This is a genomic window from Haloglomus salinum (genome assembly GCF_024298825.1).
Lineage (GTDB): Archaea > Halobacteriota > Halobacteria > Halobacteriales > Haloarculaceae > Haloglomus > Haloglomus salinum.
In genome coordinates, this window is record NZ_CP101153.1 from 1271348 (window position 1) to 1289350 (window position 18003).

At 71.0% G+C, this 18003-nt stretch carries 15 protein-coding genes; 9 read left to right on the forward strand and 6 right to left on the reverse strand.

Features of this window, described 5'->3' with window-relative positions:
- The first annotated feature begins 61 nt into the window (after positions 1–61).
- Positions 62–847, forward strand: coding sequence for an alpha/beta fold hydrolase (locus tag NL115_RS06200; RefSeq protein WP_254832318.1), 786 nt, complete (start codon positions 62–64; stop codon positions 845–847).
- Complete coding sequence (locus NL115_RS06205; protein WP_254832319.1) at positions 837–1574, forward strand: NUDIX hydrolase; 738 nt, start codon at positions 837–839, stop codon at positions 1572–1574. The genes NL115_RS06200 and NL115_RS06205 overlap by 11 nt, the downstream gene beginning before the upstream one ends.
- A gap of 13 nt (positions 1575–1587) precedes the next feature.
- Here the strand turns inward: NL115_RS06205 and NL115_RS06210 are convergent, their stop codons facing one another.
- A complete protein-coding gene (locus tag NL115_RS06210) occupies positions 1588–3810 on the reverse strand; it encodes a hypothetical protein (protein WP_254832320.1) in 2223 nt (740 codons plus the stop codon).
- 174 nt (positions 3811–3984) lie between these two features.
- Between NL115_RS06210 and NL115_RS06215 the strand changes: the two genes are divergently transcribed.
- The 3 genes from NL115_RS06215 to katG all read left to right on the forward strand — a co-directional run bounded on the left by NL115_RS06215 (position 3985) and on the right by katG (position 8509).
- On the forward strand, positions 3985–5130 hold the full coding sequence (locus NL115_RS06215; RefSeq protein WP_254832321.1) for a 60S ribosomal export protein NMD3: 1146 nt from the start codon (positions 3985–3987) through the stop codon (positions 5128–5130).
- Positions 5117–6178: a class I SAM-dependent methyltransferase gene (locus NL115_RS06220; RefSeq protein WP_254832322.1), complete on the forward strand. Its 1062-nt coding sequence runs from the start codon at positions 5117–5119 to the stop codon at positions 6176–6178. The genes NL115_RS06215 and NL115_RS06220 overlap by 14 nt, the downstream gene beginning before the upstream one ends.
- 174 nt (positions 6179–6352) lie before the next feature.
- Positions 6353–8509: a catalase/peroxidase HPI gene (gene katG, locus NL115_RS06225; RefSeq protein ID WP_254832323.1), complete on the forward strand. Its 2157-nt coding sequence runs from the start codon at positions 6353–6355 to the stop codon at positions 8507–8509.
- Between the two features lie 39 nt (positions 8510–8548).
- On the opposite strand, the gene NL115_RS06230 is transcribed toward katG, so the two are convergent.
- A complete protein-coding gene (locus tag NL115_RS06230; RefSeq protein ID WP_254832324.1) occupies positions 8549–9382 on the reverse strand; it encodes a proline dehydrogenase family protein in 834 nt (277 codons plus the stop codon).
- A gap of 256 nt (positions 9383–9638) precedes the next feature.
- Here NL115_RS06230 and NL115_RS06235 point away from each other — a divergent pair, with 256 nt between their 5' ends.
- From NL115_RS06235 to NL115_RS06250, 4 genes are all read left to right on the forward strand, one after another.
- Positions 9639–10184, forward strand: a complete 546-nt coding sequence (locus tag NL115_RS06235; protein ID WP_254832325.1) for a CDP-2,3-bis-(O-geranylgeranyl)-sn-glycerol synthase — start codon at positions 9639–9641, stop codon at positions 10182–10184.
- Between the two features lie 510 nt (positions 10185–10694).
- On the forward strand, positions 10695–11846 hold the full coding sequence (hemC, locus tag NL115_RS06240; RefSeq protein WP_254832326.1) for a hydroxymethylbilane synthase: 1152 nt from the start codon (positions 10695–10697) through the stop codon (positions 11844–11846).
- Complete coding sequence (cobA, locus tag NL115_RS06245; protein WP_254832327.1) at positions 11843–12646, forward strand: uroporphyrinogen-III C-methyltransferase; 804 nt, start codon at positions 11843–11845, stop codon at positions 12644–12646. The genes hemC and cobA overlap by 4 nt, the downstream gene beginning before the upstream one ends.
- Before the next feature lie 82 nt (positions 12647–12728).
- Positions 12729–13460 (forward strand): uroporphyrinogen-III synthase, encoded by a 732-nt coding sequence (locus tag NL115_RS06250; protein ID WP_254832328.1) that lies wholly within the window; start codon positions 12729–12731, stop codon positions 13458–13460.
- Positions 13461–13763: 303 nt separating this feature from the next.
- On the opposite strand, the gene NL115_RS06255 is transcribed toward NL115_RS06250, so the two are convergent.
- From NL115_RS06255 to NL115_RS06270, 4 genes are all read right to left on the reverse strand, one after another.
- Entirely contained in the window at positions 13764–14120 is a 357-nt protein-coding gene (locus NL115_RS06255; RefSeq protein WP_254832329.1) for a GerW family sporulation protein, read from the reverse strand.
- 75 nt (positions 14121–14195) lie between these two features.
- A complete protein-coding gene (locus tag NL115_RS06260) occupies positions 14196–14633 on the reverse strand; it encodes a hypothetical protein (protein WP_254832330.1) in 438 nt (145 codons plus the stop codon).
- A 64-nt stretch (positions 14634–14697) separates the two neighbouring features.
- Entirely contained in the window at positions 14698–16170 is a 1473-nt protein-coding gene (locus NL115_RS06265) for an acetyl-CoA hydrolase/transferase C-terminal domain-containing protein (protein WP_254832331.1), read from the reverse strand.
- A 25-nt stretch (positions 16171–16195) separates the two neighbouring features.
- Positions 16196–17683 carry a DolP-mannose mannosyltransferase gene (locus tag NL115_RS06270; protein WP_254832332.1) on the reverse strand — a complete coding sequence of 496 codons (1488 nt, stop codon included), beginning with the start codon at positions 17681–17683 and terminating at the stop codon, positions 16196–16198.
- Positions 17684–18003 lie beyond the last annotated feature (320 nt).

Below are 18003 nucleotides of genomic sequence, written 5' to 3' on the forward strand. Positions count from 1 at the left end.
AGCTATTTGAGGCCGTGGGACCCCCGCAAGCGGTATGTGCCGACCGGCCCACCGTACGGGCGTGCCGACCGCAACCGCCGACGACGGGACGACACTGCGCTACGCCGTGGCTGGCGAGGGGGCCGACCCGCCGGTCGCGCTCGTCAACGACGCCGGCTTCGGGGCGTGGGCCTGGGGCTGGCAGCACGAGCCGCTGGCGGGGCGCCGTCGCGTCGTCACCTACGACCACCGCGGCACCGGCGACTCCGGCGCCGGGGGAGCGACGGACATCGACACCCTGGTGGGCGACCTGAGCGCAGTGCTCGCGGCCGCGGACGCCAAGCCCGCCCACCTCGTCGGTTTCGGGCTGGGGGGCGCCGTCGCGATGCGCTACGCGCGCGACCGCGGCGTCCGCTCGCTCGCGCTCGTGGGGACCTGCGCGGGCGACGACATCGACGAGGACGGACTCGGGCGCTGCTACCCGGACGGGGCCGACGAGGCCGCCGTTCGTGCGACGCTGCCCGCGCTGTTCTCCGACGCGTTCCGTGATGCCGACCCGTCCCTGCTGGAGCGGGTGGTCGACTGGCGCCGGGCCGAGGACGCCCGTCCCCGGGCGCGCCGGGCGCAGGTGGACGCGTGGCTCGACTTCGAGCCCGAACCGCTGTACGAGTTGACCACCCCGTCGTTCGTCCTCCAGGGGACCGGCGACCCGGCCGTCGGCCGCCGGACGGCCGAACGGCTCGCCGAGGACCTCCCGCGCGGTCGATTCGAGGCCATCGCCGGCCGCCGGCTGGCCCACGTGGAGTCCTCGCGTCCCGTCAACGACGCGCTGGCGGCGTTCTTCGACGAGGTGGACGATGGGGGGTGACGAGGCTCCCGACGGCGACAGCCCCTACGAACCCGACGCGGCCGCGGGCCCGCGGACGGACGACGAGGCGGGCCCGCCCCACGTCTCCCGCCTCGACCTCGGCGCCGTCCGTGCCAACCGGGCCCGCGAGCTGGCCGGCGTCGAGCGCGCGGAGTGGGCCGGCGTCCTCGTCCCGGTCATCGAGCGTCGCGACGGCCACCACCTCCTGTTCACCGAGCGCGCGGCCGACATGCGCAACCACGCGGGCGAGATGAGCTTTCCGGGGGGTGGTTACGAGGCCGACGACGGCGACCTGGAGACGACCGCGCTCCGTGAAGCGAAGGAGGAGATCGGCCTCGAACCGATGACTGCCGACGTGGTCGGCCCGCTGGACGACCTCCCCGGCCCGTACGGCCACGTCGTCCGGCCGTTCGTGGCCACGGTGCCCGACCGCGTCTACGACCCCAACGAGCGCGAGGTCGCGGCGGTGGTCGTCATCTCGGTGTCGGACCTGACGGCGCCGGGCGTCTACGAGAACGAGACCCGGAGCCACCCCGACCGCGGGACCGCACGACTACCCTTCTTCCGCGTCGACGGGCACGTCGTGTGGGGACTGACCGGATTCATCGTCCGCACGTTGCTGGACCTGACGACCGACTGGGACCCGCCGGACCGCGGGGAGCGGCTGGGTCCGCGGCCCGACGAGGGACACGACGCTCCCGGCGAGTGGCCGAACAGGAAGGGGTGACGGAGCCCCCGGGTCAGTTCCCACCGCCGGGGACGATGGGAATCTCCGGAAGCGCGCCCAGTTTGGGTAGCCCGTCGTAATCGGGCTGACAGGTCGTCGCGTCGCAGTCGAGGCTGACACCGACATTAGACCCGAAGAGGTCGACTGCGACCGACCGGCTGCTGTTCCCGACGCCGAGTTCGTTCCGGGTCTCGACATCGACGCCGAGGAGACTCGGGCTCTCGTCGCCACGGAGCGAGAGTCCGAGGGAACCCGTAACGACACCGTCCTGCTGTGTCAGTCGGCCGTTCGCCTGCGCGTACTCGTACTCCTCGTCTCCGGCGGAGAGTTCGAGGACGCCGTCCTGCTTCTCCCGGTCGAGGACGGTCGCGAACGTTCCGTCGAGTCCGGGGCCGCCGTTCGACAGGCCAGCCTCGAACGTCCGGAGCGCGCTGATGCCGTTCTGGAAGCTCTGTGCGCCATCCGTCTCGAACGTCGGCTCACCCTGGTACTCCTCGTACGGGGTCGCGGGGTCGGCGACCGGCTCCAGCAGGGGCTTGCTCACGTCGCAAGGGGCGGGCACGACGCCGTACGCCAGCCCGAGCACCGCCTCGTTGCTCAGAATCTGCGTCGGCAGTCCCGGCACCAGGTCCGGCGGGAGGTCCGTCAGCCCGGGCAGCTCCTCCTCGGGCAGGTCCTCCGGCCCGACGACCGTGTTGCACGGGAGGACGTACCCCGTGGTGTCGACCCGCTGGGGGAGCGGGTAGTACTTCTTGATGGGGTCGGTCAGCGGGGTGCTGGGAATCGTCTCGTTGACACCTTCGGTGCCGACCAGACACTCCTGACCGGTACACTCGATGCCGGCTCCCAGCCGCCCCGGGAGCACCTGTTGGAGCGCGGGCTTCAGAACCGGAATCTCCGGCAGCGCGTCGGTTCCTGTCCCCGGGAAGACGCCCGCACCGAGGTTCCCGCGCTTCGTGAACGGTGCGTGGTTCGCGTTGACGAACGCGACCGGCTCGCCGGCCGCTTCGGCCTGCAGCCGGGTCTCGATGTAGTCCCGGGACACCTCGCCGGTGATGGCCACGCCGGACTCGTTGACCGAGTAGAGCGCGACATCGGCGCGGTCGATGCCCGCCTCGCTGGCGGTGATGTTGGTCCCGAGGTCGAGGTAGGTCCGCTCACCGTCGCCAGCAGAGACCTGGGGGGCGATGACCAGTCCCGTCCGCTCGGTGAGGTCGCCCTCGGAGTCCACCTCGAAGTAGGTCGTCTCGTCGTTCTCGACGGCGTACTGGAGCGCAGATTTGAAGCCGTCCCCATCCGCCTCGGAGGCGTAGAGGAAATCACTCTGTACGCCCTGGGGACCCTCCGGTGACGTGGCCCGCAGGTACACGTTGCCGAGTCCCTGCCGCGAGACGTAGAGCTTCCCCTGCTCTCCCAGCGGAATCTCGCGCTTGAACGAGACGCCCTCCGTGGTCGGGTCGTAGCTCGCATCCCCGACACCCACATCGGTCGTGGAGAGGCGGATGCCATCATCACCGCCGACCTGCACGCCGTCGTCGGGGCCCGCACCGATGCCGTCGGAGCCGACCTGCACGCCGTCACTGGCACCGACGCCGACGCCCTCACCGACCTCGACACCCTCCGTGCCGACGCCGACACCGTCGTCACCGCCGACGGTGAGGCCATCCGACCCGACGGAGATACCGTCGCCGCCACCGAGTTCGACGTTGGTGCCGTTGACCGCGACGGGTGACTCCCCGACCGTGACCCCTTCCTCGGCGGTGTATCCCTGGCCGAGAACCTGCGCCCCGTCGGGCGCGACCTGTACGACATCGCCGTCAGCGACGCTGACTCCCTCGGTGGCGCTCACCTGGACGCCGCTCGTCCCGCCGACGGTGACGCCGTCCTCGAGGTCGGCATCGATGCCCTGTTCGCCGCCGACGCTGACACCACTGCGACCGACGGCGACACCGTCGTCGCCGCCGACACTGACACCCTCGGTCGGGTCCGCGTCGATGCCTGACTCGCCGCCGACACTGACACCCTCGGTCCCGATGGAGACGCCCTTGCTTCCGCCGACTTCCAGGTTCGTCCCGTTCGTGCCGACGACGGACACGTCGTCACCGTCGTCCGAGGAATCACCGTCGAACAGTCCCCCGTCGTCGTCCGCCGCGACCGGTGCCACCGGCACCGAGAGAACGACGACCAGCGCCAGTACCACCGCCGCCACCCGTGACCTGAGCCGATTCGAACTCATCTATCCCGTTTCCTGACAGAACATTCAGTACAGTGTTCTGCCGGCTATCCGCTATAGTTTAAGTACTAGTTCCGGAGTTCGGCGTAAGTACCACCGTATAGAAACGGCACTCGGGGCGGGGGCAGCGGGTACCGGACGCGGCATTTAACCGTCGGAACGACCCACGGAAGAGTAATGAGCGACTCCGAGGAACGGGGCGAGCGAGGGTTCTGCCCGCGCTGTGGCGACGCCATCGAGCGGCCGCCCGGCGTGGACCTGCCCGGAAGCCCCAGCGCCAGGGATGCGGTGCTGTGCGACGCCTGCTACTTCGAGGACTTCGACCTCGTGGACGCCCCTGACCGGGTGGAAGTGCAGGTCTGCTCGGACTGCGGCGCGGTCCACCGAGGGAACCGCTGGGTGGACGTGGGCGCGCGGGACTACACCGACGTGGCCATCGAGGAGGTGACCGGCGTACTGGGCGTCCACATCGACGCGCAGGGCGTCGAATGGGTCGTCGACCCCGAGCAGGTCGACGAGAACACCATCCGGATGCACGCCATGTTCACCGGCGTCATCCGGCAGACGCCAGTCGAGGAGGAGGTCACCGTTCCGGTCTACATCTCGCGGGGCACCTGTGACCGGTGCGGGCGCATCGCGGGCGATTACTGGGAGGCGCTGGTGCAGGTCCGCGCGACCGAGCGCACGCCGACCGACGACGAGTGTGACCGTGCGACCGAGATCGCCGAGGCGTACATCGCCGAGCGCGAGGACAAGGGCGACCGGAACGCGTTCATCACCTCGGTCGACCGCACGGACAGCGGTGTGAACATGAAGATATCCTCGAACCAGATGGGCGAGGCCATCGCCCACCGCATCGTCCGCGAGTTCGGCGGCGAAGTCTCGGCGGCGGAGACGCTCGCGACCGAGGACTCCGACGGGAACGAACTCTACCGCGTGACGTTCGTCGCGCGCCTCCCCCCCTACACCCCGGGCGATATCATCGAACCGGCCGACGACGAGGGGCCGGTCCTCGTCACGAGCGCGCACGGGAACCTGAAGGGGGTCCGCCTCACCACGGGCGAGCGCTACGAGGCCAGTTACGAGGAGGGCATCGACCCCGACGCGCGGCGACTCGGCACCCGCGAGGACGGCCAGCGGACGACCCTCGTCACCGTCGAGGACGAGCACGCCGTGCAGGTGCTCGACCCGGAGACGTACGAGGCCCGGACCATCCCGCGCCCCGAGTACATGGACCCGGACGCCGAGGAGGTGCCCGTGCTGCGCTCGCGGGCGGGCCTGCACGTCCTTCCCGAGGACGACGAGGACGATGCCCGGGACTGACGGCGCGGCCGACCCCGACCGGGCACCCGGGCTCGCGGCGCTGGTTCCGAAGCCGGCCGCCGAGCGCGCCGAACGCGAACTGTCGGCACTGGGCGTCTACGACGACGGCCGGGGTATCGAGTCCTACGACGACGAGCGGGTCGCCCTGCCCGTCGTCGGCGAGGTCCCCGCCGACCGCGAGGGGACCGTCGCCGCGGTCGAGGCGGTCGAACGGGTCGTCGAGCACGACCTCCCCTCGCGCGACTCGACGCTGGCCGACCGCCTCCGGGCGCGTGGCTTCTCCGAGGCCGACATCGACGCCGCGCCGGGGTCGTGGGCCGTCATCGGGACCGTCCTCATGGCCGACTTCGGGGACTGCCCGCGGCCGGGCGAGGTGGGCGAGGCGCTGCTCGAACTCCACGGCGAGGCCGACACCGTGCTCGACCGCGGCGGCATCGCCGGGCGCACCCGCGACCCCGACGTGACCGTCGTCGCGGGCGCGGGCGACACGGAGACCGTCCACACCGAGTACGGCACGCGCTACGCGCTCGACCTCGCGACGACGATGTTCTCGCCGGGCAACAAGGCCGAGCGCGCGCGGATGGGCGACGTGACGGGCCCCGACGAGCGCGTCTTCGACATGTTCGCCGGGGTGGGGTACTTCGCGCTCCCGATGGCCCGGGCGGGTGCCGAGGTGGTCGCCGCCGAACTCGACCCGACCACGTACCAGTATCTCGTCGAGAACGCCGTCCTCAACGACGTGACCGACCGGTTCCGGGCCGTGCGAGGGGACTGTGCCGATGTCGAGCTGGAGCCGGTCGACCGCGTGGTGATGGGCCATTACGACGCGTACGAGCGGCTACCGGCGGGGGTCGCCGCGCTCCGGCCCGGCGGCACGATGCATCTCCACGAGGCCACGCCGGAGGCCGAACTGCCCGACCGGCCCGTCGGGCGGCTGGAGGCGGCCGTCGCCGACGCCGGCCGGTCGTGCGAGGTGCTGGGCGTGCGCGAGGTCAAGAGCTACGCCGAAGGCGTCCAGCACGTCGTGGTCGACGCGCGTATCGAGTAGCCACCGAGCGGCACGCGAGGCGACCATGACCGCCGAACCGTGTCCAGTCCAACCGCACCCGACCGAACCGGGCGTGAGGTGGTTCAGCCGGGCGAACACGGCCATAAATCCCGGCAGAGGGCGCGGACGGACGATGGATTGAAACCCATCCGGGGCCCACATTCCGTATCAACAATGACTGAGCGTTCACCCCGGCACCGAAAGGGCGACCAGGAGTGGTGGCCGAACCAGCTGGACCTGAAGACGCTCGACCAGAACGCCCGCGAGGTCGGGCCGATGGACGAGGACTTCGACTACGCCGAGGCGTTCGAATCGCTCGACCTCGACGAGGTGAAGGCCGACATCGAGGACCTGATGACGACCTCGCAGGACTGGTGGCCGGCCGACTACGGGCACTACGGCCCGCTGTTCATCCGTATGGCCTGGCACAGCGCCGGCACGTACCGCACCACGGACGGCCGCGGCGGCGCGGCGGGCGGCACCCAGCGGTTCGCGCCGCTCAACAGCTGGCCCGACAACGCCAACCTCGACAAGGCCCGTCGCCTGCTCGAGCCGGTCAAGCAGAAGTACGGCCGCAAGCTCTCGTGGGCCGACCTCATCGTCCTGGCGGGCAACGTCGCGCTGGAGTCGATGGGCTTCGACACGTTCGGCTTCGCCGGCGGCCGCGAGGACGAGTTCGAGCCCGACGAGGCCGTCGACTGGGGGCCCGAAGGGGAGATGGAGAGCTGGGACCGGTTCGACGAGGACGACGTCCTCGAGGCACCGCTGGGCGCGACCGTGATGGGGCTCATCTACGTCAACCCCGAGGGGCCGGAGGGCGAGCCGGACCCGGAGTGGTCGGCCGAGCGCATCCGGCAGTCGTTCGACCGCATGGCGATGAACGACAAGGAGACGGCCGCGCTCATCGCCGGCGGCCACACGTTCGGGAAGGTCCACGGCGCCGACGACCCCGACGAGCACGTCGGGGCCGAGCCCGAGGCCGCCCCCATCGAGGACATGGGCCTGGGCTGGGAGAGCGACTACGGCTCCGGGAAGGGTGACGACACCATCACCAGCGGCATCGAGGGGCCCTGGAACAGCACGCCGACACGGTGGGACACCTCCTACCTCGACAACCTGCTCGACCACGAGTGGGAGCCCGAGAAGGGCCCCGGCGGTGCGTGGCAGTGGCGGCCAGTCGACGAGGACGAAATCGATGCCGCGCCGGAAGCCCACGGGGAGGGCGAGCAGACGCCGATGATGCTGACGACCGACGTCGCGCTGAAGAAGGACCCCGACTACCGGGAGATAATCGAGGAGTTCCAGAACGACCCCATGGAGTTCCTGGATTCCTTCGCGAAGGCGTGGTACAAGCTCATCCACCGCGACATGGGCCCGCCGGAGCGGTTCCTCGGCCCGGAGGTTCCCGACGAGACGATGCTCTGGCAGGACCCCGTCCCGGACGCCGACTACGGACTCGTCGGCGAGGCTGAGGTCGAGACGCTCAAGGAGGAGCTCCTCGACTCGGAGCTCTCCCGCCAGCAACTGGTCAAGACCGCGTGGGCCGCGGCGTCGACGTACCGCGACAGCGACAAGCGCGGCGGCGCGAACGGCGCCCGCATCCGCCTCGAACCCCAGCGGAGCTGGGACGTGAACGAGCCCGAGGAACTGGAGACGGTGCTGGAGACCCTGGAAGACATCCAGCAGGAGTTCAACGACTCGCGCTCGGACGGGACGCGCGTCTCGCTGGCCGACCTCATCGTGCTGGGCGGCAACGCGGCCATCGAGCAGGCGGCAGCAGACGCCGGCTACGACGTGACGGTCCCGTTCGAGCCGGGGCGCACCGACGCCAGCCAGGAGCAGACCGACGTGGAGTCGTTCGAGGCCCTCAAGCCGGCGGTCGATGGCTTCCGCAACTACCTCCCGGACGACCTCGACCACGACCAGCCCGAGGAGCTGCTGGTCGACAGGGCCGACCTGCTGGACCTGACGGCGACGGAGATGACGGCGCTGGTCGGCGGCCTGCGGACGCTGGGCGCCACCTACGGTGACGCCGACCTCGGCGTCCTCACGGACGAGCCGGGAACGCTGACCGCCGACTTCTTCGAGACCCTGCTCGACATGTCGTACGACTGGGAGCCCGCCGAGGACGGCGTCTACGAGGGGTACGACCGCGAGACCGGGGAACTCGAGTGGGAGGCCACCCGCTTCGACCTCGTCTTCGGCTCGAACTCCCGGCTCCGCGCCGTCGCCGAGTGCTACGCCGCCGAGGACGGCGAGGAGGAGTTCGTCGAGGACTTCGTCGACGCGTGGCACAAGGTGATGATGAACGACCGCTTCGACCTGGAGTAGACCCCGTTCGGCCGCGGTTCGCTCCGACTTGCCCCGTTCTCACCCGCTCGCGATGGCTCGCAGCGCGAACGCCGCGTTCCCCGTGTTCTCCTTCACCCGCCGGTAGAAGTACGAGAGCCACTTCCCGCCGTACGGGACGTACTGGTAGACGGGCACCTCCCGCGCGAGTTCGGTTTGTGCGTCCTCGCGCACGCCCATGAGCATCTGGACCTCGTAGTCGGTCCCGTAGGTCTCGTGCAGGTCGCGCGCGTGCTCGACCATGGCGGGGTCGTGGCTCCCGACGGCGACGCCGCCGTCGAAGCTGCGGAACGCCTGCTCCAGAAGGTCCCGATACGCCTCGTTCACCCGCGATTTCTCCCGGTACGCGATGTCGCGTGGTGGCTCGTAGGCCCCCTTCACGAGCCGGACCTTGCCCGGCAGGTCCGCGAGCCGGTCGAGGTCCTCGGGCGTCCGCTTCATGTTGGCCTGGAGGCACAGGCCCATGTCGGGATAGTCGGCCACGAGGTCGCAGAACACCTCGAGCGTCGCGTCGACGGTCGTGTGGTCCTCCATGTCGACCCAGACGAACGCGTCCCGGCGGTCGGCGTGGGCGGCGATGTCGCCGAGGTTCTTCCGGAAGACCGCCTCGTCGACCTGGATACCGACCTGAGAGGGTTTGACCGAGACACAGCAGTCCAGATCCGACCGACCGATATCGTCGAGGAGCCGCCGATAGGTGGCGGCGTCGGCCTCTGCAGGGTCGCGCTCGTGGTAGTGTTCGCCGAGCAGGTTGAGGATGGCGCCCACGTCGCGCTCGTTCAGCCGTCGGGCGTGCTCGAGCGCCTGCGCGGGGTGTTCGCCGGCCACGAACCGGTCCGCGACGGGCGGAATCATACGAGAACTACCGCCGCGGCGTATTTGAGTGTGGTCCCCACAGGTCGGTTGCATGCTGGCGATAAATCGCATACCACGATACAGAATCGGAGGTCGGCGCTCACCGCCAGAACACAGAACCCGTGCGTCCTGTGGCCCAGAGCGGCCGATATCGACAGCTGGCAACCAGCGACGACGAGCAGCCGGGCTCCGGCTTGCTGTCGGTCGTGCCGCCGAACCCCCGGCGGTTAAGCCGAGCGGCCGCACAGCCCCGCGTATGTCGCTGCTCGGAACGGTGGTCGGTGCGCTGTGGGCGATGCTCCCCGCCTACGTCCCGAACAACGCGGCGGTGCTGTTCGGCGGCGGCCGGCCGCTCGACGGCGGTCGGAACCTCGGCGAGCGCCGCATCCTCGGTGACGGGAAGACCTGGCGCGGGACCATCGCCGGCATCGGGACCGGCGTCGTGCTGGCCGGGGTCCTGAACGTCGTCCGCGAGCGCGCGGGCGCGGCGTTCGGCGTGACGCTCCCCTCGTTCCCGGCACCTGCGGCGGTCGCGCTCGCCGCGGGCGCGATGCTGGGTGACATCCTCGCCTCGTTCCTGAAACGCCGGACCGGACGGGACCGCGGTGCCGCGTTCCCCGGGCTCGACCAGCTCGACTTCGTCGTGGCCGCGCTCGCGCTGGCCGCCGTCGTCGCCCCGGACTGGACGAAGGAGACGTTCACGCCCGGCCGCCTCGTCGTCGTGACGATCGTTACGCCCGCGCTCCACCTCGTCACGAACGCCGGCGCCTACCTGCTCGGGCTGAAGGACGAGCCCTGGTGACCGACGGCGAGACGGCCCCACACCGCCGCCCGCACGCGTACAGCGATTCTCCTTGCCGTGCCGATGTGAATGCACGTAGACGACCGTCCCCTCAGCCGCATCGACCGTTCCGCATACTCACGGCGGGGGCTGGTTCGTTCTCTCGCTCGGGGTCGCGAGCCTCCCGAGGGCCGTCGACACCGGCCTCGGCATCCTCGTGCCGGTCGTGCTCTGGGCGTGGGCGGGGCGCTGTCGTACTTCCACACGACACCGATCCGGCCCTTCGCGCGAGAACCCAGTATAATAGATATAATCCAGCCATAAATCTACAAATGCAGTAATTTTAGCACATTAAATGGCATTTTGAGATTTTATCAGAAGTATCGCACAATTTGCCCCAGTTCCGAAGCGGTGTCGCCGGGCGCCGGGCAGCGATTCGCTATCGCAGTATACGATTTATCGGCCCGTACACCCCGAACACCCATTCCCGAACCCGACAGCGGTTTCACGCCCGCTCGCCCAGACTGACGTATGCGAGAGACACGAACGGTCCGGCTGGCGACACGGGGCTCGGACCTGGCGCTGCGGCAGGCCGCCACCGTCGCCGAGCAACTGGAGGACCGTCACACGGAGGTCGAACTAATCGAGGTGGAGACGGAGGGCGACCGCATCCGCGACGAACTCATCCACCGGCTCGGCAAGACCGGCGCGTTCGTCCGGGCGCTGGACGAGCGCATCCTCGATGGGGAGGTGGACGCCGCCGTCCACTCGATGAAGGACGTGCCCACCGACTTCCCGGACGAGCTGGTCGTCGCGGGCATCCCCGAGCGCGCGCCCGCGAACGACGTGCTCCTGACGCCCGGCGGCCGGAGCCTCGACGAACTCCCGGATGGCGCGACCGTCGGCACCTCGAGCCTCCGGCGGCAGGCCCAGCTACTGGCCGAACGACCGGACCTCGACATCCAGCCCCTGCGCGGGAACGTCGACACGCGCGTCGAGAAGTTGCTCGCGACGAGCGTCGGGCGCGAACACGACCGCCGGGTCGCCGCCGACGGCGAGTTCGACTCGCCGTCTGCAAGCGGGACGGAGTCCCGCCCTGCCGAAGAGGAGGAGGACCCCGACGAGACGTTCGACCAGTCCGCCGAGGAGTGGTTCGAGTCGCTGTCGGTGCTCGAACAGGACGCGCTGGCGCGCTACCCCCTCGAGACCGCTTACGACGCCATCGTCCTCGCGGAGGCAGGGCTCCAGCGGATGGGGCTGCTGCATCACGTCCCCCACGAGCGGCTCGACCCGAACGAGTTCGTCCCGGCCCCGGGCCAGGGTGCCATCGCGGTGACCGCGCTCGCCGACGACGCCGAATCCTTCCGCGAGACCATCGACCACCCGCGGACCCGCGTCGAGACCACGGTCGAGCGGACCGTCCTGAAGGAACTCGGCGGGGGCTGCGTGGCGCCGCTGGGCGTCCACGCCACCGTCCGCGGCGAGTACGTCCACGTCGTCGCGCGCGTGCTGGACCGCGCGGGCGAGGAGCCCATCCGCGAGACCCGCGACCTGCCCGCCAACGACCACGCCGCGGCCGCCCGCCGGTTCGCGGCCGACATCGCGGACCGCGGCGGCGCGGAACTCGTCGCGGAAGCCCGCAAGACCGCCGAGGAGCACGAGGAGACGGAGGGCGCCCGATGAGCGGGGACACGGACGGGGAACAGGAGGACGTGGGCACCGTCTACCTCGTCGGGAGCGGCCCCGGCGACCCCGAGCTCATGACGGTGAAGGCAAAGCGCCTGCTCGAGGAGGCGGACGTGGTCCTCCACGACAAGCTCCCTGGGCCGGAGATCCTCGGCTCCATCCCCGAGGACAAGCGCGAGGACGTGGGCAAGCGCGCCGGCGGCGAGCGCACCTCCCAGGAGTACACCAACGACCGGCTCGTCGAGCTCGCCCGCGAGGGCAAGACCGTCGTCCGGCTGAAGGGCGGCGACCCGTTCGTCTTCGGCCGTGGCGGCGAGGAGGCCGAACACCTCGCCGAGCACGGCATCCCGTTCGAGTACGTCCCCGGCGTCACCAGCCCCATCGCGGGCCCCGGCGTCGCGGGTATCCCCGTCACCCACCGCGACCACACCTCCTCGGTGTCGTTCGTCACGGGCCACGAGGACCCCACCAAGGCGGAGTCGATGGTCGACTGGGAGGCGCTCGCCGCGACCGGCGGCACCATCGTCGTCCTGATGGGCGTCGGCAAGCTCCCGGCCTACACCGAGGCGCTCCGGGAGGCCGGGATGGAGGGTGACACGCCTGTCGCGCTCGTCGAGCGCGCAACCTGGCCGGACCAGCGCGTCGCGACCGGCACCCTCGACACCATCGTCGACGTGCGCGACGCCGAGGGCATCGAGCCGCCCGCCATCACCGTCATCGGCGGCGTCGCGGGCACGCGAGCACGGGTCAGGGAGTTCCTCGCGAACGAACTCGGGGAGTACGGGGACGCCGCATGACCAGGACCCGACGGCTCGATAAACCGCTAGCGGCGATACAGAATCCGACCGAAGCAGTCACCCGCCGGCTGGAGGTGCCCCGATGAAGATCGCCGTCTTCCGGCCGGACGACGGCCGTGCGGCGGCTGCGGCCGAGACGGTCCGCGACCTGGGGGCCGAACCGGTCCTCGACCCGATGCTCGCCGTCGAACCGACCGGCGCTCGGCCCCGCGAGGACGCCGACTACGCGGTCTTCACCAGTACCTCGGGCGTCGAACTCCTGGCCGACGCGGGCTGGACGGCCGGCGAGACGACGGTCTGCGCCATCGGCTCCTCGACGGCCCAGGCACTGCGGGAGGCCGGCTACGAGGTGGCCGTCGTGCCCGAGCAGTACTCCTCGGCCGGACTGGTCGAGACGCTCGCCGGACGGGTCGACGGGGCCCGCATCGAGGTCGCGCGCTCGGACCACGGCAGCGCCGTGTTGCTGGACGGGCTGGAGGACGCCGGCGCGTACGTCCACGAGACGGTGCTCTACCGGCTCGTCCGGCCCGAGGGGGCGGGGTCGTCGGCCGACCTCGCCGCGCGCGGCCAGCTCGCGGGCGCCTGCTTCACCGCCTCGATGACCGTCGAGAACTTCCTCGCCAGCGCAGACGAGCGAGGGATTCGTCCCCCGGCCATCGCGGGGCTGAACGACGCCGTCGTGGGCTGTATCGGCGAACCGACGCGCGAGCGCGCGGAGCGCGCGGGTATCGAGGTCGATGTCGTGCCCGAGGTCGCCTCGTTCGAGGCGCTGGCCGAGGCCGTGGTCGAGCGGGCACGCGACCGCCGAGACTGACCGGGGCACCGCCCGAACACACGCTCCGGAGCGGAACTGCGGTTTCGCCCACGGAGCGCGCCGTCTGCGCCCGTTTCGCTCGTTCACGGAAGGCCGGAGGTCACCAGGTTTGGTATCGTGTCCAGCGGTTTATGGGCAGACATAGGCCGAGAGAGGCAGACGTAGATATTCCATCTATATTGGTTTCAGAATTCTTGTCTCGCACTTTGACACCTCGGACAGAATAAAAGCTATCAAGAAGCCATATATTTCCAATATTCAGCCACCAGCCAGGCGTCCGGAGCACGCCACTCCGACGGCGCCCTACCGTCGTCCGAGCCACCCCAGCAGGGCACCGAGCGCGAACGCGACGACCAGCGGCCACCGGCGTTCGGTGTCGACGAACCGCGTCCCCGCCGGTGAGACCTCCAGCGCACCGGCTGGGCGTGCCGTGACCGTGCCGCCGCCGCCACCCCCGAACCCCGTTCCGTCCTGTTCCCCTTCCTGGTCGCTCCCGCCGCCGAAGCCACCGCCGAACCGGTAGCCGACGCGGGCGACCGGAATCACGGTCCGGTCGCCCTGTGTCACGGGTTCGCCGTACACCGTCTCGGCGTCGGCGGCCGGGAACCGGTCGACGAACTCGCCCATCGCGTCGAAGCTCTCGCGAACGGAGTCGCTCATACGGGGTCTGCACCGGGACTCGTAATCAAGGCTCGGCGGGAAGCCGGGCGGCCGTGTCGAGACCGAACCGCGGAGTCACCGGTTCTCGTGGGGCGTGAGCGCCGGGGACCGCCGCCGGAGGACGGGCCGCAGGACGACCACCGCGCTCAGGAGCGCGAGGAGCGGGTAGAGGACCCAGGCGGCGAGCGTCGCCACCTCGCGCGTCGCAGCGGCGTCGAGGAGGCCGAACACCAGCACGACGTGGACCGGCGCGTGGACGAGGGCAAGGACCGCGAGCGCCGACCCGGAGACGGTCCGGTCCCCGCTGGCGAGGTGGTGGAGCGCGAACCCCACCATCGCGACGACGAGCGCCGTCGCGGTCCAGACGAGGAACTGCCACCCGGCGAACAGGTCGGTCCGCCACGGCGACCCCGTGAACAGCCCCTCCACGACCAGCATCACCGACGCGAACGTCAGCGCGACCCAGGCGAGGGCCTGGTCCGAGTCGTCCGCGAGTCGAACGGTGCCTCTCATGGGTATCTCTTGACCGGCCGCGGGGATATGTCCCGGTGTGATTCTCAAGGAAGGGGAACGCGCGTCACTCGGCAGCGTCGGGTGGCCAGTCGGCCGCGAGGTCGAATCCCCCGGGCGTGTGGCCGCCCCGCTCCAGCGCCCGGTCGCGGTACGCGGCGAGCGCGTCGCGGAAGTCCGGGTGCGCGACCGCCACCACCGCGCGCATTCGCTCGCGGGGCGACAGGCCGCGCAGGTCCGCGACCCCCTGGTCGGTGACGACCACGTCCACGTCGTGTTCGGTGTGGTCGACGTGCGCGACGCGCGGGACGATCCGGGAGACGTCGCCCCCGGCGGCGGTCGAGGGGAGCGCGACGACCGACAGGAGCGCCGCGCGGAAGAAGTCGCCCGAGCCGCCGACGCCGCCGACCACGTCGGTGCCGATGTGCGTGGAGTTGACCTGCCCCGTCAGGTCCACCTCGACGGCGCCGTTCACCGCTATCACGCCGAACGAGTCGATGAGGCCGGCGTCGTTGGAGACATCGACCGGGCGGAGGACGACCTGCTCGGCGTAGCGGCCCAGGTTCGCGAACAGGCGGTCCTGCCCCTCGCTCGAGAGCGCGAGCGAGGTGGCGCTCGCGGCGGCGAGGGTGCCGTCGTCGAGCGCGTCCAGGACGGCGTCCTGGACCACCTCACCGAAGTAAGCCACGTCGCGGTCGCCCAGGTCGACGGCGTCGAGCGCCGAGACGACGGCGTTCCCGACGCTCCCGACGCCGAACTGGAGGTTGAGTGTCGCATCGAATGCGGGGTTGCGGTCGAGTTCGGCGTCGAGGAAGCCCGCGAATTCGTCGGCGAGCGCGCGGTCGGCCGCGGTGGGCTCGCGGAAGGTGTAGGTCGTGTCGGCGCGGTCCGTGCGGACGACGGCGGCGAGTTTCTCGGATTCGAACTCGACACGAGGTGAGCCGATACGCGCATCGACGGCATCGAGGGCGAGCGGCTCGCGTTCCGGGGGAGCGGTCCGTACGAGCAGGTCGTGGAGCCCCTCCAGGTCGCGGGGCTGGGCCGCGTTCACCTCGACGATGACGCGGTCGGCCGCGTGGACGAGTGCCGGCGTCGACCCGACCGATGGCGAGGGGACGAACCAGTCCTCGCCGACGGCGACGGCCTCGACGACGGCCCAGTCGGGCGAGGGGAGCCCGCCGAACCGGACCTCGTCGGCGACACCCGCGACGTGCCGGTCGTGGAACGCCACCCCGCCGTCGTTGCTGGCCTCGCGCAGTGCCTCGTGGCCGATGAACGGGTAGCGCCGCGCCATCGCGCCCGATTCCACGAGGGCCTCGTCCACTTCGGGGCCGACGCTCCCGCCGCTGATGACCGTCAGGTCGAGGGCGGCGGCGTCGCTGCGAGCGGCGATGGCCTCCGGCACGAGTTTGGGGTAGCCGACGCTCCCGAAGCCGGAGATACCCAGCACGGCGCCGGACTCGATGCGGGCCGCGGCGTCCGCGGCGGACTCGACCGGCAGGTCACCCTCGACGCGCCCGCCGGTCCCGTCGTCTGTCATGGCCCGACCGTGGGCGGGCGGGTAGTTAGCGTTGGGTGTCGCGACCGGCAGTGGCCGTGGCGTTCCCGCCCCCGAACCCGTACTCGCTCCGGACGGCACGCCAGGTCGGGTCGAAGCGCCCACAGGGAGCCGTCTCCCACCGCTGCCCCTCGGCGAGCCCGAGCCGTCGCACGAGCCGCTGCTGGTTGGCGGCCCCGAACGCCCGGCAGTTGGCTATCGGGACCCGGTTCCAGTAGACGTACTGGCGTTCGACGCCGTCGAGGTCGTCGGGGCCCGACACGTTCAGCGCGTACTCGCGGGTGGTATCGTACGTCTTCGGGTCGGTCCGGGGCGGGTCGGTGACGAACCCACCCATCGTGGCGACGGCGACCGTCGCCAGCACCAGCACCGCGGCCGCGAGCGCCCGTGCGAGCGTGGCACCGTCGACGGGGAGCCGGGCGACGAGCCCCCCCGACCGGTCCCGGACGTCCGCCACGGCCAGCCCGACGCCGAGCGAGACGACCGCGAGCCACGGGAACAGGTCGGGCGGGTTGTCGTAGTCGAGCGCGGCGAGCTGGAGGGAGAACCAGCCGACGAGGACGAGCAGCGGCCACTCACGCGCCAGCCGCCCCGCCGTGATGGACCGGGCGACCCCGGCCAGGCCGACGAGCGCCACCGGCGCCCACGACCCCAGCGCCCACCCGATGTCCCCCACCCGCGCGAGGAGCGGCTGGCCGCGGGTCAGCAGCAGCGGTGCCAGCACCGTCTCGGCGACCATCGCCGGCAGCGCGCCCCAGTAGAGCACCGGCAGGAGGACGACGACGCCGGCTCCGAGCCCGCCAGCCACCGCCCGCAACGCGGCGCGCCGCCCACCTGTCTGCCAGCACACTCCGACCACGCAGCACGGGAAGACGAGAGCGAACTGCCAGAGCCCGACCGCCGCCGCGCTCACGGCGCCCGCCACGAGCGGGCGCTCGCGGAACGCGAGCCACAGACAGCCCAGCCCCGTCGCGATGACGAGGTACTTCGGCTTGAACCCGACGAGCGCGCGGTAGAAGTACGTCGGCAGCGCGAACGGCGCCACGCCCGCGACCACCGCCGCGAGGCGGTCGTCAGTCAGGTCGTGGACGAGGCCCGCGGCGGCCGCGGCCCCGACAGCGATGGTCACGGCGTTCGCCAGCAGGTTGAGCACGTGGTACAGGGCGACGTGCTCGCCTGCCAGCACCGCCAGCAGCGCCGTCACCTCGAACGAGAGCGGCGGCTTCACCTCCCAGACGTCGATGTAGAGCCGGTTCCCCTCGGCGAGGAACCAGCCGACGTACTCGAAGATGACCGAGTCGCCAAGCCACGGCCACGTGCCGGCGGGGAGCGCCGAGAACAGGCGGACGGCGGCGTACCCGAGCGCCAGCAGCGCCAGCGCCGCCGCGACGACCGGCGGCCGGGCGAGACACCACTCGCCTGCCGAAACTGCGGCCGCTCGCGTCCGCGCGACGTGCCGCCGGACCGCGGCAGTGGAGGGGGTGCCGGGGACCATACGCCCGGAACCGACGGCGAGCACAAAAATCAGCCGCCGGTGGGCGACGGGCGAGTGCCGGGGGGACGGCGGATACGCACGAGGGCCCGGGCACGATTCGTCGACACGAAGTCGAGCGGGGGCCTGCGTCGGCCCGGGCAGCGACTGGAGCCCGGAACGCGGGACAAACGCTACGACTGGCGCGCGGCGCCCGTCGACGTCGTGGGCGCCACTGCGGGCTGGCGCCTCAGCCGAGTTCACCACCACCGAGCGTGGTGAGGCGGGGTGGAACGCCCGATATTTCTTCCGTACGAGACCTATTTTGTAGAAGCATCTTCTTC